The following is a 22,484-nucleotide window of genomic DNA, read 5'->3' as shown; positions in this document are numbered from 1 at the left end:
TTTCCAATGCGTCTTCATTCCATGTTGCTTTACGGAGGATATGGCTATGAGAAACGAATTCGACTTCGCCCCCCTTTACCGGTCCAGCATCGGCTTTGACCGCGTTTTCAACCTCCTCAACAATGCGCAGCGGGTTCAACCTGTCGACACTTGGCCGCCTTACAATATTGTCAAGGCGGGCGATGACGACTACCGCATCGTCATTGCTGTCGCGGGTTTCGGCGAGGAGGACCTTTCGATCACGCATGAGCGAAACGTGCTCATTATTGCTGGTGAGAAAGCCGATAAGGAGGACGCGCAATATCTGCATCACGGCATCGCGGGCCGGTCGTTCGAGCGGCGCTTCGAGCTCGCCGACCATGTCAAGGTGTCTGGGGCAAGCCTGAAAAACGGTCTTCTGTCGGTCGAGTTGAAACTGGAGATCCCCGAAGAGATGAAGCCGCGGCGCATTCCCATCGGCGCCAGCGAAGCCCAGCAGGTTGAAAAGCAGACTGCACCGCTTCAGATCGAAGGCGGAAAGCAGGTTGCATAATCGAACTAGATGACGGCCGGCGCCGGACTTGCCGGCGCGGCCAGACATGGAGGTACAGATGAGTGTTCGTGATCTAATTTCGCGGGGCCGCGGCAAGAGTACGGTTCCGACCGACTATGCAGGCAGAGATCATAATCCGTTCTTGGCGCTTCATCGCGAGATGAACAGGCTGTTTGATGATGTCTTCCGTGGCTTCGAGCATCGGTTCCCGGCCAGCGGTTCTGGCTTCATGTTTGAAAGCTCCTGGCCGAAGATCGACGTCTCGGAAACCGAGAAGGAAATCCGCGTCACCGCTGATATTCCTGGCATGGACGAGAAAGACGTTGAAGTCTTGCTCGACAACGGCGTCTTGACCATCCGGGGTGAAAAGCTTGGCGAAAACGACGACAAAGACCGGCAGTTCTCCGAGCGGTTCTATGGCCGCTTCGAACGCCGTCTTTCCTTAAACAGCGAGGTAGAGGAAGACAGAATCTCGGCCTCCTTCAGGAATGGCGTTTTGACTGTCACTCTGCCCCGCTCGGGGTCGGAACAATCGACTGCTAAGCGCATCACGATCAATAGCTAAAAGAGAGATGTGTTTGGGGTGATGCGCGTTGTTTGGCAGCAGTGGCATGCGATTGTCAGGCCCTGCTGCCAATCTCGCTGTATTGGCAGCGAGGTTGCCACATGATGGCAACGCTTCGGTATTGTCGCATTCAAATGGTCGCCGACAACAACCAGCCCACCTGTGGCGTTCCGTCACCAGGATATGGCCCCGCCGTTCTGTGGCTGCATCGTTGCCGGTCTCCAGCAAACTTTCAGCGAGTTGGCGCGTTGAATATGGCGCGCTGAAACCGACGGGACCGCTGATGACCAAGGGAAATCGATTTGATGTGCTCGCCAAAGGCGGCTATGCGGCGCGCGGCGTTGTCTTTCTCCTTGTGGCCGGGCTTGCTCTCTTCTCCGGCGTGGCCGGTGGCCGGCCCGAAACGAAATCCGCGCTTTCAGCACTCCTTGGACAGCCGCTCGGTCGCGTATGGGTCGGATTGATCGGGCTCGGCCTTCTAGGATTTGTTGCCTGGAGGTTGGCGCAGTCCCTGGCAGACAGCGACGGCCACGGTAGGGACGGGAAGGCATTGGCGATCCGATCCGCGCTCTTTGGCAGCGCCATCACCTATCTCGGGCTTGCCGCATATGCGCTCGGGAACGCCTTTTTCCTGGGAGGAGGTAGCGAAGCTTCTGGTGAGAAGGATCTGGCAGGATGGATCATGTCGCAGCCGTTTGGATCCTACTTTGCGATCGCGGTCGGCGCCGGCTTCATCATCGGCGGCGTCGTGACGGCCGTGAAGGGCATCACCAGGAAGTTCGAGCGCCACCTTCAGATACCTGATCACAAGGGTATCGTGACGTTGGTATGCATCTATGGCCTTGTCGCCCGCGGCGTGGTGTTTGCGGCTACCGGAGTACTTTTCGCCTATGCAGGTTTCAGGGTGGATCCTGGACAAGCCGGTAGCATGGGCGACGCCCTGGAATGGCTGCGCCAGCTTCCGCTAGGATCCTTTCTGTATGTCGCGGTCGCCGTTGGATTGGCGGCTTTCGGACTCTATAATCTTGTCGAGGCACGGTACCGCATCGTTAGGAGCCCATCGTTGGCGGACGCTAAGCGTTCGATCCCGATGGCAGGTTCTTGACATCAGTGTTCCGGTGCCAAGGTGCCGTCATAGGTCGAGCCTGCCGATGGGATCTCAATGTCTATAAGCAGCCCATCCTCCGACCAAGTTTTCTCAATTCGCCCTTTAAGCTGCCTTTCGACCATTGCGCCGACAATCACCGTGCCAAAACCTCGTTTGGCGAATGTAGGCAGAGGGCGCGAGCCCACCTCCTGCCACCGGATATTAAAGCCTGCTCCGGACGGTTTGGGCTTCCAACTGATTGAAAGTCTGCCTCGCGCAGCGGCGAGCGCACCGTGCTGGGCTGCGTTGACAGCGAGTTCATGGAACACGAGCGCAAGGGGCTGGACGACCGGCCCATCCATTCTGATATCCGGCCCGGCAAAAAAAGCGCGGGTGGCCGCGAACGGCGTCACCTGTTGACGAATAAGCTCCTCAACAGAAATGCTTGTCCATCTTCGTTCAGCAAGCAAGGTATGGGCACGGGCGAGCGCCTGCACCCGATGCTGAATAGCGGCGGCATAAAGGGCCGGGTCATCGGCGTTGCTCAGGCGGACGATGCTGTCGACGATCGCCAGGACGTTGTTGGATCGGTGGTCGACTTCCATCAGCAGGCGATGCTCGGAGGCCTCCAGTGCCTCGATCCGCCGGTACTCCGTCATGTCGATTTGAGAGCCAAAGAAATACAGGATCCTTCCGTCATCCCCATGGACGGGACTTAGATGCAAGCGTCCAGAACTGCTCACCGCTCTTCTTATAATTGAGGATCTCGACGCTGACCTCACGCTCGCCGGCGATAGCCGCACGAATTTCGGCGACGGCAATCGGAGACGTCGCGGGACCCTGCAGGAAACGACAGTTGCGCCCCAGCACTTCAGGCGCCGCATAACCTGTCAGTTCGAGGAATGCCTTGTTTGCGAGCACGATCGGAAGATCCGGCTTTCGCCCATCGGTGACGACCATCGGCATCCGGGTGCGTTCAAATGCGATCGCTGCCAACTCCTTCCGATCGGCGGAAGCTGCTTTTGAAGATGCGGAAGGCAAATCCCCGTGGAGTTGTTCTCTCGAATGGCCTGTCATGCTTCCACGCTCACTAAGACGTCGCTTGATAACGTGGCTCGCGTATCTTTGTTTCCGAGAAGGTTGTGTGGCTTTAGCGATCGCTCCTCCGGGACTTGCCCGACAACGTGTCACGGCTGCGGCCTTTGCCAACGCGACGGCGTCCGGTATAAAATCAGGATGAGGCCTTTCAGCCTTGCAGGCCTTGAAAGGTTCGCGCGTATAATATGATCATGAAACCCTTTTCCAGTTCCAGCCGCTCCCGAGAGCGCTTTCTCGAAGCCATTCTGCAGAGCGCGATCGAGTATGCGATCATCTCCATGGATCTCGATGGCCTGGTGACTACGTGGAATGAGGGTGCGCGACGGATCCTCGGATGGGACGAGGCTGAGATTATCGGCAAGCCCGCAGCCGTCATTTTCACGCAGGAAGACCTGCAGGCGGGGATTCTCCAACGGGAGATGACCGCCGCTTTAGCGGAAGGCCATGGCAACGATGAACGCTGGCACGTTCGCAAGGACGGATCGTTGTTCTGGGCGTCGGGTCAGATGATGGCGCTGACGTCGGATGATGGCGAAGTCGAGGGCTTTGTGAAGATTCTGAGAGATCGCACCGAGCAGAGAGAAAACGAGGAGCGACAGCGCGTCCTGATGCACGAACTCTCTCACCGCATGAAAAACACGCTGGCCGTCGTTCAGGCTATCACCAGTCAATCCTTTCGAAACGCCAGCTCTCTGGAGGAAGCGGAACAATCGATCTCTGCGCGGATCAATGCTTACTCGAAAGCACACGATATTTTGCTGCAGCAAAATTGGTTGGGCACGACCATGGGAACGATTGTCGAGGCTACCGCGATTAATCTCGGACTTCAGACGTCAGGACGTTTCAAAGCAAGCGGTCCCGACGTTGAATTGAGTCCACAGGCGGCCCTTTGTTTCTCCCTCGTGCTGCACGAACTCGTCACCAACGCCAATAAGTATGGTGCGCTTTCGGAGGATACAGGGACTGTTGCAATCGAGTGGTCGGTAGGCGACAAGGCGGGCGCCCCGAGCCTGAACTTCACTTGGCAGGAGGTTGGAGGTCCGGCGGTGGAAACTCCAACCAAGAAGGGGTTCGGCACGCGGCTCGTCAGCTCCAGCCTGTCCGCTTTCGGGGAGGTCTCTCTTGATTACGCCCCGACCGGGCTCATCCTGAGGCTGGATGCGCCACTTCAGAAGCTGCAATATAAGAACTGTTCCGACGCCGAGGAATAGTTTGATTGCGACGCTAGGATGGCCGGCGCTCGAGAAATCAAAGACATCGATGATGTCATCGCGAGACGTTTGGATCTTCCTTGTTCCAGGCAACAGCGAACCCGATCCAAAGTAAGCGCTGTCCTGATCCCACGTAAGCCCACGGTGAGGGCCGTCTTGTGAGGTAACGCCGAACTCGGAAGTCCTAGTGACCTGCCACTGAACTTTCATCCGGCGGCGAGTAGAGCCCCGGCGGTTTTTGAACCGCCCCAGGATTCTGGACCACCGGAGACTGGAGTTTTCCGGCTTCATTCAAGGAGGTGGGCTGGTTGCGCCTCCCGGATTCATTAGTAAGTCTGGCACCTTATTGCCGATGGCACCATGTGGCCGAACCTCATTGTAGTCTCTGCGCCAATCCTCCATCTTTTCGCGGGCATCCGCAAGGGTCAGGAACCAATGCTGGTTCAGACATTCGGCTCGGAAGCGGCCGTTGAATGCTTCGATGAAGGCATTGTCCCCAGCACGGCAGAGGTGCTGTGAGAAAACCGGGGCAGTCACTCATTCACCAGTCGTCGCCGGGGCAAGCATAACTGCCGCTTCTCAGAGATTTTGCGGGACACACGTCTGTGTGTCACAATGGCTGGTACGCGACCTCGATAACCCGTTGTGCTTGCTCAACCAACGAATCAACCAGACTTTCGCCGTCGGCATTGAGCGGAACATCGAGATGTATCCAGATGTGGCCACCGCACTCAGTTAATCGCTGCGCGAAGCCAGACGCGACAAGACGTTCGCGGATAACCGAGAACTTGGGCGTAAGACGGTGGAAACGCAGCCAGATAGGCGTCGTGTACCCCGGAAAAGGATCGCGGACCCCCACGCTGAAGCAGGGCTCGTCTGCGCCAAGCGGTAGGCAGACATATCGACGCTGGTAGTCGTCGGGACCGTCCTTGCCCATTGGGAGGACTCGGCTCTGCTGCGCCAAGCGGCGGGTAACGCGATCCACAAGATTGACGAATACCTCTTTCCGCTCGCGCCAAGCGAACAGTTCAGAGACACTCCTCAGTGGCTCGATGTCGTAGCCCTGAAGGACCCTGTACATGGCCCGAAATTGGGCAAGGTCACCACGGAACGGTTCGGAGCGAACATCTTTCAGGGCGACCAAGACCCCTTCCCAATCGATCACCGCAACCGAAAAGTCGGACGTTGCACCCCGCTGCCAAGGACCATCCTCGGTAGGAGCGGACACACACGGCACCGATGCTTTCATCGCAGCAACCCGATAATGAGGTACCAGCACCAGCAACATTCCACTATCAGAGCTTTCTTGAAGGTCGCCAAGGTACGAACTGAGTTGGCCCTCGCCAAACGCCGCGCCCAATTTCGCCTCTATCTTGACCACGAGCTTTCCGTCAGCCGTGCAGCCCTCCAAGTCGGGGCGGGCACCGTCTTTCTGTCGAGCCTCGGCTCGCCAAGTCAAGTCGGCGTTGATAGTTCTGCCCACCATCTTGGAGATATGGTCCCCAAAGCTCTTGCGTGCATCCGAATTCTGAAGAAGGTAGGCAAGCCCCTGCGTGCACAGCAACTCTCCCTGTTTGGAGAGCGAGCTGAATTGGGCGAGGTGGCTCATGAGTAGTCGCATGATTAGCCTCTTGAACTTCAGGAGCAAAGACGAGACCTAATGGATAGCATTGATGACTTCAAGAAGTTCATCGGCACGCGCCACTGGCGTTACGCGAAAACCATGCCGCAGTGGCCGCACGAATACTCGGTACGGCAATTCGACGATCCGCCGGAGGACCAGGCCCTGTTTGAGGAAGCCGTCTCATTCATCCGTACCCAGGGCGAACGAAGGTGGTTTGAGCCAACTAGTAGAAGCTCTGTCTACCTTGACATCGACGGCCGACAGTATTGGACCATGGGCGCTCCGGTTGAGGAAACAACCATCATAAACCGTGCGTGGCTGGATTGGAGAGAGCGCCTTGTTCGGCGCGAGTCAGGTTTGTGACCTCCTGATTCGACTTTTACAAGATAGCAGCAGCCTCGAAGACCCGACACTCGGCTATTTGTAATCATCACATACTAAATCAGGGAGATCATGCATGGAACACTCGGAGTTTCAGATCGGTCTGGAGTTCTGGTGCGGGAAGAGGCGGTGGCGGTGTACCGACGTCGGAACGCGCACAGTTGTCGCGATTCGCGTCCATCCGGTTGAGATGACGACCGTCCAGGCTGGTGGCACGAAAGAGCACGAAACGCCTACTTATGAGCAGGCAGATGCGATGGGCTGGTTTGATGGCCCCCCGTTTGGAGTGGCCGAGGTGGTTTTCGACGAAGACGATCTCGAAGTCTGCTCGCTTGAGAGGAAGGACCTATGAACCAGGCTCAGAGCCAGATCGATAGGTTGCTGCCGTGGAATTATTGAGGCCGAGTAAATCTCCGCAGGGCTATCCCCTCATCCTAAAGCACTCGGCACTACAAAACGCAGCTCGGTCAACGTGTAAGCGGGACACCGCTTACGAAATCAGTGCTCACGTTATCAATGCAAAACCTCATTTGAACCGAAGTCTTTTGACTAACTGTGCCCACCTCATTCGAAGGGAATTTGGCTCAAGTTCGGACCGGGTTGCCAGCATGAAATCAGGCAACGGTACGTTTGGCATGTTGTCATAGGCTTTAAGGATGGTCTCCAGTGGCGTCAGGGTCTGGTCGCGGTCCCAATAGACGATCTTCAACCATGTGGCCGCACGCTCATATTGGCCGACTCCCAACCATGTTTCCTCGAGATTGGCCCGCAACATTCGCTGCCCGGCCTCCAACAGGTCATTGTCGCCAAATCGCGCCCGCCCTAATTTTTTCAGACAGAGCGCATAGGCAAACGCCCGTGGCTTTAACGTTGTTTTGAGTGATGGGTTTTTCGGCTTTAGATGTCGCTCATATTCTTCGACTGCGGTGTCGTATTGACCAGCCTGGAGGCTGAACGCCATGAAATCGTCGAGAGTTCCGTCGACGAGCAGTCTCCGTGAACTATACGGCAGGCCCTTGATTTCCTGAGGAACGAAACGTTGGAGCTTGTAGTCAAACTTGTCGACACCGAGTACTTTGGTAAAGCCGGTTCGCATGTATTCAATCTCTGCATCCTGAGCGGTTTTCCACGATGCTTCGTCGTTTCCTTTACCGTGCATCCAGTGGCCAAGGGCCTTGGCCCAGTGCAAAGTCCTGCGGTGGGAACAGGGAAAAGGACCAAACCTTTCCTCTTCTTTTCCCTCGATGGCCTTGTCCAACCATTGGAGCGCACGTGGAAGAACGGGTGTTATTTCCTTGTCATGACGCACCAGCCAGGCAGAGATAACATCGTTGATCTCATGCACCGCAACATTCCCCATCGGCATCGCGGGATCGTATTCGGCACGAAGTGCGCGGGCGATAGTGCCGCCCATCACCTCCCGCGTTCGAATGGGATTGAATTTTTTCAAAGCTGTCTCCGCTTATTGGGAATGGTTCGAAACCTTCGCTGGCACCGAGTTCTTGGGGTAAGCGGTGCCCTGCTCCCATACTGACGAGTTTTCTCGCTTGATGTCGAGGAGTGGAGCCGCGACGACGACGGCTCTTCGCCGTGCGCACGAGGCCAACAAACCTTGACGAGTTAAAGCACTCAACGGCAACCTCGCACGGTACTTGAGACATCCATAGACGCCGGTCGTTTTTGGCGGGTTAAAACGACGGATCAAATGTCGGGAGAAGTCCGCAATGTGCCGGATAGAAGGCTTTGAATGCATATTGCCGTGCCAGGTTATTCCACGGCAGGAGTTCCTTTATTCGGCTCTGCTTGTGGCCGTTAGCTATGGCGTTGAGAGTGGCGGTGAGACAGGCGAACGGATCGACACCGTTGAGCTTACTCGTTTATGCCGACCGGCGAACTATGCCGATTAATCAACTTTTTGCCAACGTTTCCAGCACCATAGCGGCCGCCTAGTCGGCATAGCTTAGGGTCTCTCCGTCGCAATTGTCGCGAAGGAGAGGACACATGAACGCAACTGACTATTTGAATCGCAGCGCCCTATACCGGAAGCTGGTCTACGGTCCGTATCGGGAGTTTGCGGGCGTTTACGCCGCCAAAATGTCGAACGAAGGTTTGGGGCGGCAATGCACGTGGCGGTCGCTGAGCCTGTTTCGGGATCTGATGGACTGGCATGTTGGCAATGGACATGCTCCGCAGGATTTGAATGAGGTTCACGCCGACCGCTTTCTTGAGCATCGTTTCAAACACTGGAAGCCCGACTCGGGCGATCGATCGGCGCTCCGCCGCTTGCTTTTGGCGTTACGGGAGAAAGGCTTAATACCAGCCGCGCTTCCGATTCAGCGCAGTGAGCACGAGATGATCGTCGATGTATTCGGGCAATATCTCTCGAATGAGAGAGGGCTCGCCGCCGCGACAGTGGGGAGCCACAAGCTTCTGTCGCTTCGATTTCTCCGGGAGGTGTGTCCTTTCGGCGCAGACGAGTTTGCAGCGCTCACCCCGGAGATCGTTATCGGTTATGTCGAGCGACATGCGCTCGACGGTTCCGCCGACAGTGGCAAAGCCATGTGCGGGGTTGTGCGTGCTTTCCTGCGCTATTTGCATCTGAAGGGCTTCATCTCGACGCCGCTCGCTGACTGTGTGCCGTCCATCCGCCGCTGGCGACTTGCCGGCCTTCCAACCTTCCTGCCGCCCGAGAAAGTCCAGAAGGTTCTCGATGCCTGCGATCGGACGACGGCAATGGGTCGTCGGGACTATGCGGTTCTGATGATCCTCGCCAAGCTCGGTTTGCGCGCCAGCGAAGTGGCCACCCTCAATCTTGACGATATCGACTGGCAGTCGGGCACGATCCTCGTACACGGAAAGGGACGACGACAAGCGACTATGCCGCTGCGTCACGACGTCGGAACAGCGATCGTCGCTTATATCCGGCATGGGCGCCCAGCTTCGGCATGTCGGCGAGTCTTCTTGCGAACACTTGCGCCGCATGTGGGCTTTGCCTCCGGCTGCGCCATCACGATGATCGCGAAGCAGGCACTCGAACGGGCAGGCATTGACGGCTATGCGCATCACGGTGCCCATCTTTTCCGCCACAGCCTTGCGACCGACCTTTTGCGGTCGGGCGCCAGCTTTGCCGAGATCGGTCAACTGCTCCGCCATCGAAGCATCGACAGTACAAGAATCTATGCAAAGCTCGATATTGAGAAGCTGCGGGAACTGAGCCTACCCTGGCCGGGAGGTGTCCAATGAGCCGGCTTCGCACCGCGCTTGAGCGCTACATCGGCATGCGCCAAGGGCTGGGATACAAATATGACGGTCCGGCAAAACGATTGTCGGAGTTCGTCGCTTTCATGGAAGCCCGCGGCGCCGAGACCATCACGGCGGACCTGGCAATGGAGTGGGTCACCTCGATGGGCCGGCAGCCGAGTTGGTCAATCCGACTGGCTGATGTGCGCTGCTTTGCCCAGCACCTCAGTCATTTCGATCCTTTGACGGAAGTGCCACCGAGCGACGCTGTGGCGCCGGCACGGCGGACAAAACCCTACATCTATAGTGAGGTCGAGATTCAGGCACTTCTGGCGGCAGCACTGTCGTTGCCGCCGGCCAACGCCCTGCGGCGCTGGACATATCACTGCCTGTTCGGGCTGATAGCGGTCGCCGGACTGCGCCATTCCGAAGCGCTCAGCCTGCTCCGGGCCGATGTAGATCTCGACCAGGGCGTCCTCACCATCCGAGAGACAAAGTTTGGCAAGTCACGGCTGGTGCCGCTGCATGCCACGACAATTGCTGTCCTTTCAGGCTATGCCGCCCGACGCGATGCACACCTTGGTACGCCGCGTAGTCCCTATTTCTTCGTCGCCGAACAGGGCGGCAGATTGCTGCATCAATACGTGCACCGCGTGTTCTGGCGACTATCTCGGCAAATCGGATTACGGCAGGAGGGGAAACGAGATGGCCCACGGATTCATGATCTTCGTCACCGTTTCGCCGTCCAGACCCTGATCAACTGGCATCGCGCCGGCGAAGATGTGGAACGCGAGCTGCCGGTTCTCTCGACCTTCCTCGGCCATGCGAATGTTCGCGACACCTATTGGTATCTGTCCGCCACGCCGGAACTGATGAACCATGCCGTACGGCGATTGAATAAGCGCTGGGAGGTACGGTCATGAGACGCACGAAAGACCTGGCCGTGCTGATCGAGCGGTGGTTCACAGATCGGCTCATGAAGCATCGAGGTGTAAGTTCTAACACCATCGCCTCCTATCGCGACACCTTCAGGCTCCTGTTTGCGTTCGCACAGACGCGCCTTGGGAGATCCCCATCGGAGTTGACGCTGCGGGATTTGGACGCTCCCTTCATCGGCGCATTCCTGGAGGATCTTGAGACGAAGAGATCCGCCTCGGTGCGGACCCGGAATCTCCGCCTTACAGCCATCCGCTCTTTCTTCCGATATGCGGCGTTCGAGGAGCCGGCACATAGCGCCCACATTCAGCGTGTGCTCGCGATCCCCAGCAAGCGATGTGACAAGCGGCAGCTTCAGTTTCTAACTAGGCCCGAGATTGAAGCGATCCTGGACTGCACGGATCGAAGCACGTGGCTGGGACGCCGCGACTACACTCTGCTGTTACTGGCCGCCCAAACGGGGCTGCGGGTCTCGGAGATCATCGACCTTGACCGAGATTCGGTAATGCTCGGCCGCGGTGCGCATGTGCAATGCATCGGCAAGGGCCGCAAAGAGCGAAGTACGCCGCTCACAAAGGTTGCACAGCAAGCCCTCCGTTATTGGCTCAAGGAACCAGGGAAGCGAGGCTCAACAGCCCTCTTTCCGAATACGCACGGTGGCAGGCTCAGCGCCGACGGCGTGCAGGCACTGCTGAACAAATATGTCGCCAAAGCACGTGAGCACTGCGTCTCCCTTCGCTCAAAGCGGGTGTCGCCCCATGTCTTGCGGCACTCTGCTGCCATGGAGTTGCTGCAGGCGGGCGTCGACTGCTCCGTCATTGCCCTGTGGTTGGGCCATGAAGCGATGGAAACGACGTTGACCTATCTTCATGCGCATCTCGAACTGAAGGAATCTGCACTCGCAAAGCTGAAGCCGTACGAAGGCGCCAAGGCCGAGCGATTTCGACCAAGCGACCGGCTTCTGGAATTCCTGAACACCCTCTGAGCATGAGAACTATGCCGAGTGCCAAACAACGGCGACCCGCCAAACTGGCTCGGAACGCACGGTTTGCCGTTCCTGCCAGAAGACGCACTCGGCATAGTTCGCCGGTCGGCATAAACGAGCTTATGCCGCGCGCGGCATAAGGCGGTCTCGATGAGGGAGGCGATGATCGCCCAGTTCTCCGCTCCAGCATCGTGTCCGGCGAAGAGAGCATTCTTACGATTAAGCGCTATCGGCCGGATGGTTCTCTCGACGGTGTTGTAATCGATCTCGATGGACCGTCGGTCAGGAAAACACAAAGACCATCCCAGTATTTGGCGACATAAGCCGTGGGATGAGAACATCGGTTACGATCCAAAAGTCGGTTCACGACGGTCTGGCAGTTGCTAAGGTTTGTCGACAGGCTCATCGTTTGGGTTGGGCACCGGTGCCTCCCTTGTATCTCGAGCCGGGTGTTTGTGATCGTCAGGCTCCGGTGGCACTTCTTTACGGTCAGGGTGATTGACCGGCTGGTCTTTAGGATTGCCCCCTTTGTCATTATTCTTTTTGGACATGGCCAGTACCTCCATTCAACAGTACGAACAGACTTGCGAGATCGAAAGTTCCAAGACAGCCAGACTGCCGTGGTCAGAGCATATGGTCCATCTGCAGCACAGCCACCGGCCATTCGCCAGGATGACGCTTGATGAACGCCTAAGGCCAAGGGGATGCAGGCGGATCAGCGCCAATGCGTGACGTAAGCGCCGGCGGCAAACGGCGGCGCTTACCGCAGATGCGTAGTGTGGAACCGGAGTTCTGTTCAGGTGTTCCTCTCGATCAGCAGGGAGCTTCCTATGACCTACATCGCATCACCAAGCTACGACCGTAACGACCCCAGTCGCGCTTCGAACCTCCGTCAGTGCCTCGAGACCGCCAGACGCCGCCTGGATGAGACTTCGCATGCGTCGGAAACCGAGAAAATCGAGACGCTTGTGGCTTCCGCCATCGAGGCGGGTTGGGAAGACGATGAAGTGCGCGACGCACTTAGCCCCGGTGACGAGCAAGACAACAAAATGCGGCAACAGGAACCACCTGTCCCAACTATCGGTGTGGTTCCCTCGCAAAGGGGGCATACGGACTAAACCTTGAATATACTCTGTCGAGATCTCATCTTTCGGGAGAGCATTCCTAATCGCTTTCAAGCGAGGCACACTGCAACAGCCGGTACTGATTCCGTTCTGCGTGCGACCGATGCAAATCGCTTCTCGAACTCTACGAGGTAAGTGTTGACGCAGTTCTTCGAAACAACTCAAGGCATCATGCTAGTCGGAGCGATGATTGGGGCTGGCTGTTTCGCCGCCGGCACGATCATACCGAGCGTGCTGCGGTGGACGGCTGCCGAACGCGGTCGGAACCCAAAAGCCAAAGCGCGCAGCGCGGCAATGCTGACAGCTCTGGCATTAGACGATTTTGTCGGCGCCGCATACGCTGCCGTTCACGATACGCCTGAATTCAACCCAGTCAACGAAGGCGAGTTCGTCTTCCACACAGCGGATCCGGTTCTTGTCCTCCCACGGGCTGAAGACTTGAGCCTCCTCGGCGACGAGCTCTTCCACGAAGCTTTATGGTTATCGAACCGGGTGACGAACCTTGGGAACGCGTTGGATAACCTTGATCTCTCCGGCCTAGGCTTCGACAGCTTTTTCGAGCGGCGCCAGGAGGGCTATGCGGTGATCGCGGCGAAGGCGATGGACCTCATCGAGCGACTGCTTGCCGATTTTGATCTCAGTCTTCCGGAAAAACCTGACTACTACAGGCAACGCGATGGATTTGCCTCGGTCGTACAAGCTGCTGGCGAACGCAGCAACGGCATCAAGAAGACGGCAGCGAGGGTTCCGACCCCTGGTTCCAATGTCACTCATCTCTTCCCGAAGACAGGTGAAGAGGGCGAGTAGCGTCCCGTCCGGGCGCAAGGCGCCCAGCGGACGACGGGACCGTTGACCATCACGAAGTCCTATGTCGCATCTCTCCCGATCTGGCGGCTTGACGGTGTCGTTCGGATCATCGACACTCGGTAGTCAGAGGTTAATGGACCTGATGCTTGAGAGTAGCAGCCGCAAGCCCGGCTGCGCCGCTTCCCGCAACGCGGTCTCCAAGGGGAACCACCGTGTCTTTCGGACACCCTTCTCCGGAAACTTGTCCGCGATCATCGAGACCTTAAGAAGATGGACGGCCACGTGGTATTGGTTGGGACTCGTGTCCTTCCGATAAGAAAACGTACCGAACACGGTTTTGTCGACGACGCCTGAGACCCCGGCCTCCTCGAACGCCTCTCTCAGCGCCGCGGCGCTGCTGACCTCACCACCTTCGACGTGCCCCTTCGGAATGCCCCATCGACCGTTCCGTCGGCTGCCTACAAAAAGGATTTCAACTCCACCGTTTTCGTTCCGACGGTAGCAGAGAGCACCAGCCTGCGCGATATCGCGACCAGACACCGTTTTCGTAAGTTCTGTCTGGGCGCTTTCGTTGAGCATCGTCCGCCTCCGGTTTCGAAGCCCGCGCAAGCTAGCTGGACAAAGTTGAAGAGTCCAGTTTGCTTCATCACGTCGTGACGCGACCGAACTATGACAGGGCCTCCAGCGTTGATGAGCATCCAATCAGAATGGAGCCTGCCTTGCCATCAGAAATCGAAATCAAGCTCGACCTCTCTAGCGAAGCCCTTGAGAGCCTTTTGGGTTCCGATCTTCTCGGACAGCCCGACGAGGCGCTGCAGCAGTCTTCGACCTACTTCGAGACGGACGATCGTCGGCTGTCGGAGAAGGGGTTCTCTCTGCGTGTCCGCTCTACCGGCGCGTCCCACGTCCAGACTGTGAAGGCATCCGGGCCGGCGAAATCACTGTTTGTTCGTTCAGAATGGGAGACGTCCATTGAAGGCAATGAACCCGTCCTCGACCATACGAGCCCTCTCATAAGCGAGTTCGGACCGGAACTTGAGGTGGAAGCCGCTTTCACCGTGTTCATTGAGCGTCGCGTCTGGAACATCGAGTTGAACGGCTCTCGGCTGGAGGTGGTCGTTGATCGGGGAGACGTAGTGTCTGGCAACAGGCGCTCGCCTGTTCAGGAAATCGAGGTTGAACTGAAGGACGGCGATCCGAAGGACCTATTCATCTTCATTCGCAAGATCGACGCGATCGCGCCGTTCCGATTCGGCATTCAGTCCAAGTCAGATCGGGGCCTCGCGCTTCTGGACAGGCAGCAATTCATGTTCAAGGCAGAGCGCCTCGATCTCGAACGAAACATCAAGGCGTCTAGCGCCTTTCGAGAGATCGCCGCGTCCTGCTTTCGGCAGTTCCGTCTCAACGAAGAAATCCTTCTCCAGCGACGAAATTCGGAAGCCCTTCATCAAGCGCGGGTAGCTCTGCGGCGTCTCCGCTCTGCGTTCTCTCTGTTCAGGCCGCTCCTGATGGGCGACGAGCCGAAAAGGATCCAAGAGGAGCTTCGCTGGCTCGCCGGCGTCCTCGGCGAAGCACGTAATCTCGACGTCCTGCTTATGAAAGCGAAGGACTCCGATCTTCGGGCCAAGCTCAAGGATGCCCGCAACAAGGCATACGGCGACGCTGTCGAGGCTCTGGGGTCGGCGCGAGCGCGCGCGCTCATTATCGATTTCAACGAGTGGCTTCAATGTGACCTCGATCGCACTGGCGGCAGCGCAACTTCCGAGGACACATCGGCCTCGGAGTTTGCCGCGAGGGCCATCGAGAAGATGCGTAAGAAGCTGAAAAAGCATGGCAGTGCGTTGGCTGAGACCGACGACGAGCATCGTCACCAGGTTCGCAAGGACGCTAAAAAGCTTCGCTACGCGGCCGAGTTCTTCGGATCGCTGTTCGACGACAAGCGCGGCACGCGCCGGCACCGGAAATTCATCGCAGCGATGGAGGAGCTGCAGGACTATCTTGGAGCACTGAACGATCTGGCAACCGGACCGAAGGTGCTCGCGCAGCATGGACTGGCCAACCACCCTGCTCGAGATTCTGTCGTTTCTCACGATGACAAGAATGCGTTGATCCGCATGGCGCAGTCCTCAGTAGATGAGGTCATCGACACGAAGCGCTTCTGGCGCTGACATGAGGACGCCATGAACCTCAAGCGAAGGAACCTCAGCCTATCCGGCACGGTCGAGAACGTCGATGAACATGAGCAGACACGATGAATGACATTGACGTCTATCCGAAGCCGATCCAGCAATATGGTGCATTGTGTTTCCGAAACACACCCAAGGGGCCAATGGTGCTTCTTATCACGACGCGGGAGACGAGACGTTGGATGATCCCGAAGGGCTGGCCGATATCAGGTCTTAAGCCGCGCAAGGTGGCGGAACGTGAAGCCTGGGAGGAAGCTGGCGTGATCGGAAGGGCGAAGAAGAAGCCCTTCGGCGAGTTCTTCTATGACAAACTTATGCAGGACGGAAGTGGAGCGCGACCAGTCGTTGCCGTCTTCCTACTGGAGGTCCGCCGTAACCGAAAGCGCTTTCCAGAGATGGCCGAGCGAGACTCCGTGTGGCTGACGCCAATGGAGGCCGCCCGCCGCGTAGACGAACCGGAGCTTGAGCGCCTACTGCTCAAGTTTGGACGGATGTTCAAGCGTGCGGGACGACTCCTCTAGCTCGATCGGTCGCGGACATATTATCGATGTGGGGAATTCCCGTTCCGCCTTTCGTCAGCGACGAGTTCCTCTTGGAATGTGAACTCGCCTCTACTTCTCCAGGTTAGCTTCGACCTTCTTGCGGCTGTTGCCGACTTTTTTGACAGTCTCCCTGACCTTCGACTTCGAGACCCGTTCTTTTTCCGCCTCATACTGGACCTCGTGATCCTGTCCTCCCGCCACACGGGCTCGATCTTGCGCGCGGCCTCGGCTGGTGTTTGCCGTTGGGAAGTGCCTCCTGTTGAGTTCTCTTCCTAAACGACTGATGAATCAGGAAGTTCCGGCAACGGCTAACACTGCCGACCAGGCTTTATCGAAATGGTGATCCGCGACCGGAATCAGTTTCCTAAGCAACAGGCGTAAGCCATTGAAAAATGATTCGTTTCAAGTCGGAACGAATCAGCTCGTCGAGTCTTGAGTCGCGACTCAGTGATTCGGGAGTGAAGGGTCATGGCGGGTGGTCATCGTGCTCAGTGGAAGGGCTTCCTCAAATTTAGCGAGGTGTCGTGCGGCGTCGCGCTCTACACCGCCGCTAGCACCTCGGAACGCATCACGTTCCACACGATCAACAGGTTGACTGGCAATCGCGTCAATCGCGTCTTCATCGACAGCGAGACCGAAGATCCTGTTCCGAAAGAAGCTCAGACGAAGGGCTTCGAGATCGAGAACGGCCGGTACATCATCATCGACCCCGAAGAAGTGGCCGCAGCGATCCCCGAGAGCAACAAGACGCTCGAGATCGAGGCATTCATTCCTTGCGCCGATGTCGACGACGTCTACTTCGACAAGCCCTACTATCTGACGCCCGACAAGATGGGCGGCGACGCCTTCGCCGCGTTGCGGGACGGAATGAAGAAGTCGAAGGTCGTGGCCATCGCCCGCACGGTCCTCTTCCGACGGATGCGCACGGTCCTGATCAGACCGCACGGCAAGGGTCTGATCGCAACGACGCTGAACTACGACTACGAGGTCCGCTCGTCTGCGAAGGCTTTCGAAGAAATGCCGAAGATGAAAATCGTGGGCGAGATGCTTGATCTCGCAAAGCACATCATCTCGACGAAGAAGGGCGAGTTCGATCCTGCGACCTTCGATGACCGCTATGAAGCCGCCGTGGCGGAACTGGTGAAGGCGAAGATCGAAGGTAAGGCGCTTCCGAAGCGCAAGGAAGTCAAGGTCTCGAAACCGAACGACCTTCTTGCCGCGCTTCGAGAGAGTGCCAGGATGGTGAAGGCCGCGGAGAGCAAGCCGAAGCGGACGGCCGCCAATGCCAACGCCGGTTCCAGCCGCGACAAGGCCCGTCGCGCCTCGGGCAAATCCGCGGCGGCGCCGGCCGCGCAGCGTAAAGCGAGCTGAGGAGACCAGCCATGCCGCGCCCCTACTGGAAAGGCTATCTCAAGCTGTCGCTGGTTACATGTCCCGTGGCAATGAGTCCGGCGACAAGCGACAGCGAAAAGGTTCGCTTCCACACGCTCAACAGGGAAACAGGAAATCGTGTCGTCTCACAGTACGTCGACTCGGTGACGGGCAAGCCGGTGAAGGACGAAAACGAAGCCAAGGGCTACGCCCGCGGCGAGAACGACTACGTCATTCTGACGGACGACGACCTCGACTCCGTGGCTCTTGATACGGTGAAGACCATCGACATCGACAAGTTCGTGCCGGCCGAGAGCATCGAATGGGTCTATCTCGAGAAGCCCCATTACCTTATGCCCGACGACCCGGTCGGACATGAAGCGTTTGCCGTCATTCGAGATGCGATGGCATCGGACAAAGTCGTCGGCGTCTCGAAGCTCGTAATCGGTCGTCGGGAGCGTGCGGTCGTTCTCGAACCTCGCGGCGAAGGCATCGTTCTCTGGACGCTGCGGTTCGGCGACGAAGTGCGTCCCGAGGAATCCTACTTCGAAGGAATCGATGAAGAGGCTGACCCCGAACTGATTCCGCTAGTCCAGCAGTTAATCAAGCAGAAGACCTCCCGGTGGTCCTCGGACATGGTCAGCGACCCGATCCAAGAAAGCCTGCTGAAGATCATTGCGGAGAAGAAGAGGGCTCTCAAGCCCGCCAAGAAGGCCGCGAAGGGCAAGCCGGACGCCACTCAGGGCTCGAATGTCGTGAACATCATGGACGCGTTGAAAAAGTCCGTGGCCGCAGAGCTGAAATCGGGCAAGGCCCGGTGACATCATGCACGACGTGAGCGCGATACCAATCATGGAAATTGCCGTGTCTTCGCCCGATCGAGAACACTTCGCAACGGCATCCACGATATCGGGCCTGATGGGCATCTTGATGTCGGAGAGATGGCCCAGGCATCTAAATGGTCCGACATGGCAGCACGCGCTTGCCTCATGTATGCGGTCGCCTCAAGGCGAATTGCAGCCCACGAGGGCGAGACAAGTTTTCGTGTCTGCAGCTCGAGCCGCCCATTTGAAGGTATTGCCCGACGACGAACAGCGGCTTCGGAGCCGTGCCGCGTCTCCGCGCCGGAAAGTCGTCGTGCGAAGACGTGAATTGGAAGCCGGATCGGTCGACGGGTGATCATTCTCCACCAGATGACGACCTGGACGAGCTCAGGCATTCTCATTTCTGGGTTTTCTGCTATCGTCCACAGGTCACGGGAGTAGGCGTCATGGCAGTGAGTTTGGTTCCGCATGCATTTTACTGGGCGAAGTCCTCGAAGTATTTCGACGGACAACCAACGATCGTTCGGGTCTCTACGGTCTTCGGGGAGGATCCTGACTATTGGACGCTGGCGCTCCTGGGAACCGATCAGCACGCCATGCCCGCGGACTTCGAGATCATCGCTCCGGCGGAGCTCCCAGAAGAATACCCTGTCCGGCAAGCCGCCGAGTGAGACCGTTTATCGGGCAAGCGACCGAAGGCTCTCGACGGGGCACCCTTTTTGTCGGGCGTTCACACCGCCAAACTGCCCGATGGAGAAATTTGCCATAACCCATCGGAACTTGCGGGAGGTTCGACGACGGGGCTGCCCTGCTCCCTCCAACCGATTTCGACCTCACCATCCCTCCGAACGCCAGACACGTCCAACGTCCCTGTACCCACCGAGAGCGCGCCGATACCGGTACCCGTCGCGCTCTTGCGTGATCTGCTCAGGGAATATGGATCGAGCGTGTCGTCCAACCGGATCCACCCCGCTCGCTGTAGGAACGTCGACTTTCGACCGGGTCGACCCAGTTTGAACCCTGGTGACGCGGCCAGCGTTGTTGGCAACGATACTGATGTCGTTAGATGGAACGCCTGCCTGCCCGCCCAACGGGCAAATAAAAAAGGCCGGGGCGAAATCGCACCGACCTTTCCAACATCGCTCTTCACACCAGTGCCAGTACATCCGTGGTCAAAAGCAGATAAGCGACTTCGGCAGTCGCGAACACTCGCGTGGAGCACTCACCAGCAACGCCGATGACCGTTAAATAGCGTCGGATTGTGTTTAATTCAAGTCGCCCGGCAAGAAGCTCCGCGAATCAGACGGACCGCCGTCTCGCCTGCACAACGGCCGATGGCCTGTCGGGAACTTATTGCGACCACCAAACCGGCAACAAGGTCACCGCGAACATTACCAGCACGAGGGCCAGGTAAACAGTCCATCCAATCGCCCGACGAAACGGTCTAGGCAGGCGGGTAATACGGACTAGCAGGCGATTTGCGAAGCCTGCCTCTGGGGGAACGTCTCCCTGCCCACGATTATTACGTCCGCTAGTCATTCGAGAGCTTTCAGTCAAACAAGTAAACGCTCGGGCGAAGTGGCCGCCCGGCGCACAGGAGTGTTGTCTGCTTGGGGTAAGCAACAATCGCCGAGCGACCGTATAAATAACCACCAAAGGCATTCAAAAGTTCCCACTATATAACGCTCCGCCGGAAGTGTATCCAAAGTTGTTTTTTCAGTTTATTTGAATAAAGGTAGAGAATTAAAGACGAGCGCAAACAGCCTTGTGGTCAAATCGAGCACAGAACGATCGCGCGAAAGGTTCCGCGATCGCGCAGTCCAGGCCCGGCTACCGACGAAGACGTCGAAAAGCTTCGTCAGAAGCTTCAGTATCTTACGCGAGCAAAGGTGAAGACGGAAATCGACGAATACTTCGCGAAGCCTCACGGCAAATTGGAGCGAGGGCCGATGCTAGGCTCGTTTACCTCACTGTCCATCTTCGCGTTTGATCTCGATAAACGGGGACAATCCCTTCAGGCTTGGGAGACCGGGCGGCGAAGACGAGGAAGCGGCCGACCGGGCCGCCCGGTAACAAACCTGATTGGTTTCGATCGGCTCCTTCCCCTACCCGAAAGGATTATCCGCATCCTGGACGGTTGCGAGACCGCTCGCCAGTTCATACGTTCTGTGATCCAACCTCACAGGAGCAGAAGATGCAGATCGACCTCACAGGCAAGACCGCGCTAGTCACGGGATCGACCGAAGGCATTGGATACGCGATCGTCCGCCAGCTCGCGAGGGCGGGCGCAGACGTGGTGGTCAACGGACGATCCGAAGAAAAGACCGCAAATGCCGCCGAACGCCTGAAAGGCGAAGGTGCCAGGGGAAGCGTGACCGCTGTCGCAGCCGATCTCGCAACCGCTAAAGGATGCGACGCACTCTTCGCCAAAGTTCCTCATGTGGACATCCTCATCAACAATGCGGGCATCTTTCAGCCGCTCGATTTCTTCGACGCGGACGACGAGGTATGGGACCGTCACTGGCAGGTGAACGTCATGTCCGCCGTCAGGCTTTCACGTGCATATCTACCCGGCATGCAGAAGATCGACTGGGGCCGCGTCATCTTCATCGCGTCGGAATCCGGCTTCAACATTCCGGTCGAGATGATCCACTACGGCGTCAGCAAGACGGCAGACATCGCCGTTGCCCGCGGCCTTGCCAAGCGCATGGCTGGCACGGGCGTCACGGTGAACTCCGTCCTCCCCGGCCCCACACTTTCCGAAGGCGTCGAGGCGATGCTCGCCGATGAGCGGGCGAAGACCGGGAAACCGATCGAGGAGGTCGCGGCGGACTTTGTCAAGAAGCACCGCGGCAGTTCGATCATCCAACGAGCTGCAAGCGTGGAGGAAGTCGCCAACCTCGTCACCTACCTGGCCTCCCCTTTGGCGTCCGCAACGACGGGCGCTTCGATGCGTGTGGACGGAGGGCTGATCGACACGCTCTGACTCCACCGACCTACCGCTGCAGGCGGTATGGCATGCCTACCAGCGCACCTACGACCCACCGATCGTGGGTGGTCGCCCAGACCAGTGACGCGACCAGCCCATTCGCCCTCGATCGTCGCGCGGCCTTCGAGTTCGAGGCCGAGCTCGCGAAAGAAGTCTATCGCCACCCCCAATGGCTTCGACGACGATCCCGATGTTGGCTTATCCTGGTGATACTACTCGTTGACGTGGAACACTGCTTATCCCATCTAGGGTTCATGCCGAAACACGAAAAGAACGATGTGGAGCTGGTCAGGACGTGGGTGCTGCCGCCATCAGCGACCCTGGGATCTTCGGTCCGCGTCAAGGGAATTCTCCTCGAGCTGCGGGCGCGGTTGCCGATCGCTTCGAAAAAGTCGCTGGATATCGAGCAAGGAGAACTCACGCTGGCGATGCCTGCAAGTGCCAAGGCAGAATTCCATGGCGCGGCGTCGGTTGTCGCCACTGCGCTGGAAGACATCGAAAGCATGCCTGTAATCCCGCGCGAGATCCAGGATATCCTGTCGATCAAGACGAGCGAGCGTCATCGCTGGCTCAAGGACGGCCGTCTGCCGAGCGCTGGCACGCGCACCGTGAAACTGCGCGGTCGAGCACGAAAGATCACCTTCCACGTGTTCGACCCGCGCGTCGTGGAAGACCTTCTCAATCGGGGCGTCGTCGATGAATGGCGGGAGGAGGATTTGGCGGCGACCGCGGAGAACCGACGCAGGGCAGCATACAAGGCGAAGCTGACGCGATCTCTGAAGAATGCTGGCAAGTCTTCTAAGACGATCGAACGACATCCGGACGATGCAGCGACGAAGCTGCGCGGCTGGGAAGAATTCAACGTCGACGGCCTTCTTCGGTGAACCCACCCCATATTCGCTGTCCTGGCGCCCAGGAGCACAAGCCTGTTTCACATTCAGGTTCCTGGAAATTCCTCGCCCTGACCTTCAACGTATCGATG

The 22,484-nt window shown here is 57.8% G+C and carries 23 protein-coding genes and 5 pseudogenes; 19 read left to right on the top strand and 9 right to left on the bottom strand.

All coding sequences use genetic code 11. The features are described 5' to 3' along the window. The first annotated feature begins 46 nt into the window (after positions 1-46). The 3 genes from AB8B31_RS27340 to AB8B31_RS27330 all read left to right on the top strand — a co-directional run bounded on the left by AB8B31_RS27340 (position 47) and on the right by AB8B31_RS27330 (position 2,202). Positions 47-532, top strand: a complete 486-nt coding sequence (locus AB8B31_RS27340; protein ID WP_018245193.1) for an Hsp20 family protein — start codon at positions 47-49, stop codon at positions 530-532. A gap of 58 nt (positions 533-590) precedes the next feature. After that, a complete protein-coding gene (locus AB8B31_RS27335) occupies positions 591-1,097 on the top strand; it encodes an Hsp20/alpha crystallin family protein (protein WP_018245194.1) in 507 nt (168 codons plus the stop codon). A gap of 283 nt (positions 1,098-1,380) precedes the next feature. Beyond that, positions 1,381-2,202: a DUF1206 domain-containing protein gene (locus AB8B31_RS27330; protein WP_018517405.1), complete on the top strand. Its 822-nt coding sequence runs from the start codon at positions 1,381-1,383 to the stop codon at positions 2,200-2,202. A gap of 2 nt (positions 2,203-2,204) precedes the next feature. Here the strand turns inward: AB8B31_RS27330 and AB8B31_RS27325 are convergent. Then, a pseudogene (locus tag AB8B31_RS27325) lies at positions 2,205-3,261 on the bottom strand (PAS domain-containing protein). Positions 3,262-3,467: 206 nt separating this feature from the next. Here AB8B31_RS27325 and AB8B31_RS27320 point away from each other — a divergent pair. After that, positions 3,468-4,493, top strand: a complete 1,026-nt coding sequence (locus tag AB8B31_RS27320; RefSeq protein WP_018245196.1) for a sensor histidine kinase — start codon at positions 3,468-3,470, stop codon at positions 4,491-4,493. Positions 4,494-4,784: 291 nt separating this feature from the next. On the opposite strand, the pseudogene AB8B31_RS27315 reads toward AB8B31_RS27320, so the two are convergent. After that, positions 4,785-4,988 (bottom strand): annotated as a pseudogene (locus AB8B31_RS27315) (integrase core domain-containing protein); the annotation flags it as partial. Positions 4,989-5,103: 115 nt separating this feature from the next. Further along, a complete protein-coding gene (locus AB8B31_RS27310) occupies positions 5,104-6,114 on the bottom strand; it encodes a hypothetical protein (protein WP_245268263.1) in 1,011 nt (336 codons plus the stop codon). 39 nt (positions 6,115-6,153) lie between these two features. Here AB8B31_RS27310 and AB8B31_RS27305 point away from each other — a divergent pair, with 39 nt between their 5' ends. Further along, positions 6,154-6,480, top strand: coding sequence for a hypothetical protein (locus AB8B31_RS27305; RefSeq protein WP_018245199.1), 327 nt, complete (start codon positions 6,154-6,156; stop codon positions 6,478-6,480). 94 nt (positions 6,481-6,574) lie between these two features. Beyond that, a complete protein-coding gene (locus AB8B31_RS27300) occupies positions 6,575-6,850 on the top strand; it encodes a hypothetical protein (protein WP_018245200.1) in 276 nt (91 codons plus the stop codon). Between the two features lie 174 nt (positions 6,851-7,024). On the opposite strand, the gene AB8B31_RS27295 is transcribed toward AB8B31_RS27300, so the two are convergent. Beyond that, a complete protein-coding gene (locus AB8B31_RS27295; RefSeq protein ID WP_018245201.1) occupies positions 7,025-7,948 on the bottom strand; it encodes a hypothetical protein in 924 nt (307 codons plus the stop codon). A gap of 238 nt (positions 7,949-8,186) precedes the next feature. Continuing rightward, positions 8,187-8,375, bottom strand: a pseudogene (locus AB8B31_RS27290) (transposase domain-containing protein); the annotation flags it as partial. Positions 8,376-8,499: 124 nt separating this feature from the next. On the opposite strand from AB8B31_RS27290, the gene AB8B31_RS27285 reads away from it, so the two are divergent. Genes AB8B31_RS27285 through AB8B31_RS27275 form a run of 3 tightly spaced genes read left to right on the top strand, consistent with a single transcriptional unit; the run spans position 8,500 to position 11,659 of the window. After that, on the top strand, positions 8,500-9,741 hold the full coding sequence (locus AB8B31_RS27285; RefSeq protein ID WP_096772357.1) for a site-specific integrase: 1,242 nt from the start codon (positions 8,500-8,502) through the stop codon (positions 9,739-9,741). Next, entirely contained in the window at positions 9,738-10,661 is a 924-nt protein-coding gene (locus tag AB8B31_RS27280; protein WP_086083856.1) for a tyrosine-type recombinase/integrase, read from the top strand. Before AB8B31_RS27285 ends, AB8B31_RS27280 begins: the two co-directional genes overlap by 4 nt. Further along, positions 10,658-11,659 carry a tyrosine-type recombinase/integrase gene (locus tag AB8B31_RS27275; RefSeq protein ID WP_096772358.1) on the top strand — a complete coding sequence of 334 codons (1,002 nt, stop codon included), beginning with the start codon at positions 10,658-10,660 and terminating at the stop codon, positions 11,657-11,659. Before AB8B31_RS27280 ends, AB8B31_RS27275 begins: the two co-directional genes overlap by 4 nt. Before the next feature lie 143 nt (positions 11,660-11,802). On the opposite strand, the pseudogene AB8B31_RS27270 reads toward AB8B31_RS27275, so the two are convergent. Further along, a pseudogene (locus AB8B31_RS27270) lies at positions 11,803-11,966 on the bottom strand (IS66 family transposase); the annotation flags it as partial. 523 nt (positions 11,967-12,489) lie between these two features. On the opposite strand from AB8B31_RS27270, the gene AB8B31_RS27265 reads away from it, so the two are divergent. Together AB8B31_RS27265 and AB8B31_RS27260 are read left to right on the top strand one after the other, a co-directional pair. Then, positions 12,490-12,777, top strand: coding sequence for a hypothetical protein (locus AB8B31_RS27265; protein WP_026188654.1), 288 nt, complete (start codon positions 12,490-12,492; stop codon positions 12,775-12,777). 144 nt (positions 12,778-12,921) lie between these two features. Then, positions 12,922-13,590 carry a hypothetical protein gene (locus AB8B31_RS27260; RefSeq protein ID WP_439007581.1) on the top strand — a complete coding sequence of 223 codons (669 nt, stop codon included), beginning with the start codon at positions 12,922-12,924 and terminating at the stop codon, positions 13,588-13,590. Between the two features lie 123 nt (positions 13,591-13,713). Here AB8B31_RS27260 and AB8B31_RS27255 read toward each other — a convergent pair whose 3' ends face one another. Continuing rightward, complete coding sequence (locus AB8B31_RS27255) at positions 13,714-14,169, bottom strand: NUDIX hydrolase (protein WP_018245204.1); 456 nt, start codon at positions 14,167-14,169, stop codon at positions 13,714-13,716. A gap of 140 nt (positions 14,170-14,309) precedes the next feature. On the opposite strand from AB8B31_RS27255, the gene AB8B31_RS27250 reads away from it, so the two are divergent. Further along, a complete protein-coding gene (locus tag AB8B31_RS27250) occupies positions 14,310-15,758 on the top strand; it encodes a CYTH and CHAD domain-containing protein (RefSeq protein ID WP_245268265.1) in 1,449 nt (482 codons plus the stop codon). An 83-nt stretch (positions 15,759-15,841) separates the two neighbouring features. Then, positions 15,842-16,297 carry an NUDIX hydrolase gene (locus tag AB8B31_RS27245; RefSeq protein ID WP_018245206.1) on the top strand — a complete coding sequence of 152 codons (456 nt, stop codon included), beginning with the start codon at positions 15,842-15,844 and terminating at the stop codon, positions 16,295-16,297. 90 nt (positions 16,298-16,387) lie between these two features. Here the strand turns inward: AB8B31_RS27245 and AB8B31_RS27240 are convergent, their stop codons facing one another. Continuing rightward, complete coding sequence (locus AB8B31_RS27240) at positions 16,388-16,603, bottom strand: DUF3606 domain-containing protein (protein WP_077988346.1); 216 nt, start codon at positions 16,601-16,603, stop codon at positions 16,388-16,390. 183 nt (positions 16,604-16,786) lie between these two features. On the opposite strand from AB8B31_RS27240, the gene AB8B31_RS27235 reads away from it, so the two are divergent. The 5 genes from AB8B31_RS27235 to AB8B31_RS27215 all read left to right on the top strand — a co-directional run bounded on the left by AB8B31_RS27235 (position 16,787) and on the right by AB8B31_RS27215 (position 21,499). After that, the gene (locus tag AB8B31_RS27235; protein WP_018245208.1) at positions 16,787-17,689 is read left to right on the top strand and encodes a non-homologous end joining protein Ku; all 903 of its coding nucleotides are present in this window, start codon (positions 16,787-16,789) and stop codon (positions 17,687-17,689) included. 11 nt (positions 17,690-17,700) lie between these two features. Then, on the top strand, positions 17,701-18,510 hold the full coding sequence (locus AB8B31_RS27230; protein ID WP_018245209.1) for a non-homologous end joining protein Ku: 810 nt from the start codon (positions 17,701-17,703) through the stop codon (positions 18,508-18,510). Between the two features lie 4 nt (positions 18,511-18,514). Then, complete coding sequence (locus AB8B31_RS27225) at positions 18,515-18,868, top strand: DUF982 domain-containing protein (RefSeq protein WP_077988347.1); 354 nt, start codon at positions 18,515-18,517, stop codon at positions 18,866-18,868. Positions 18,869-18,959: 91 nt separating this feature from the next. Next, positions 18,960-19,184 carry a hypothetical protein gene (locus tag AB8B31_RS27220; RefSeq protein ID WP_018245210.1) on the top strand — a complete coding sequence of 75 codons (225 nt, stop codon included), beginning with the start codon at positions 18,960-18,962 and terminating at the stop codon, positions 19,182-19,184. Between the two features lie 1,523 nt (positions 19,185-20,707). After that, complete coding sequence (locus AB8B31_RS27215) at positions 20,708-21,499, top strand: SDR family NAD(P)-dependent oxidoreductase (RefSeq protein WP_018245211.1); 792 nt, start codon at positions 20,708-20,710, stop codon at positions 21,497-21,499. 71 nt (positions 21,500-21,570) lie between these two features. Here the strand turns inward: AB8B31_RS27215 and AB8B31_RS27210 are convergent. After that, positions 21,571-21,694, bottom strand: a pseudogene (locus tag AB8B31_RS27210) (VOC family protein); the annotation flags it as partial. A gap of 62 nt (positions 21,695-21,756) precedes the next feature. Here AB8B31_RS27210 and AB8B31_RS27205 point away from each other — a divergent pair. Continuing rightward, a complete protein-coding gene (locus tag AB8B31_RS27205; RefSeq protein ID WP_018245212.1) occupies positions 21,757-22,386 on the top strand; it encodes a hypothetical protein in 630 nt (209 codons plus the stop codon). The last annotated feature ends 98 nt before the right edge of the window (positions 22,387-22,484 follow it).

The organism is Rhizobium sp. 62_C5_N11_2, from assembly GCF_051811185.1.
Lineage (GTDB): Bacteria > Pseudomonadota > Alphaproteobacteria > Rhizobiales > Rhizobiaceae > Rhizobium > Rhizobium leguminosarum.
This window is presented reverse-complemented; position numbering and strand designations above follow the sequence as displayed.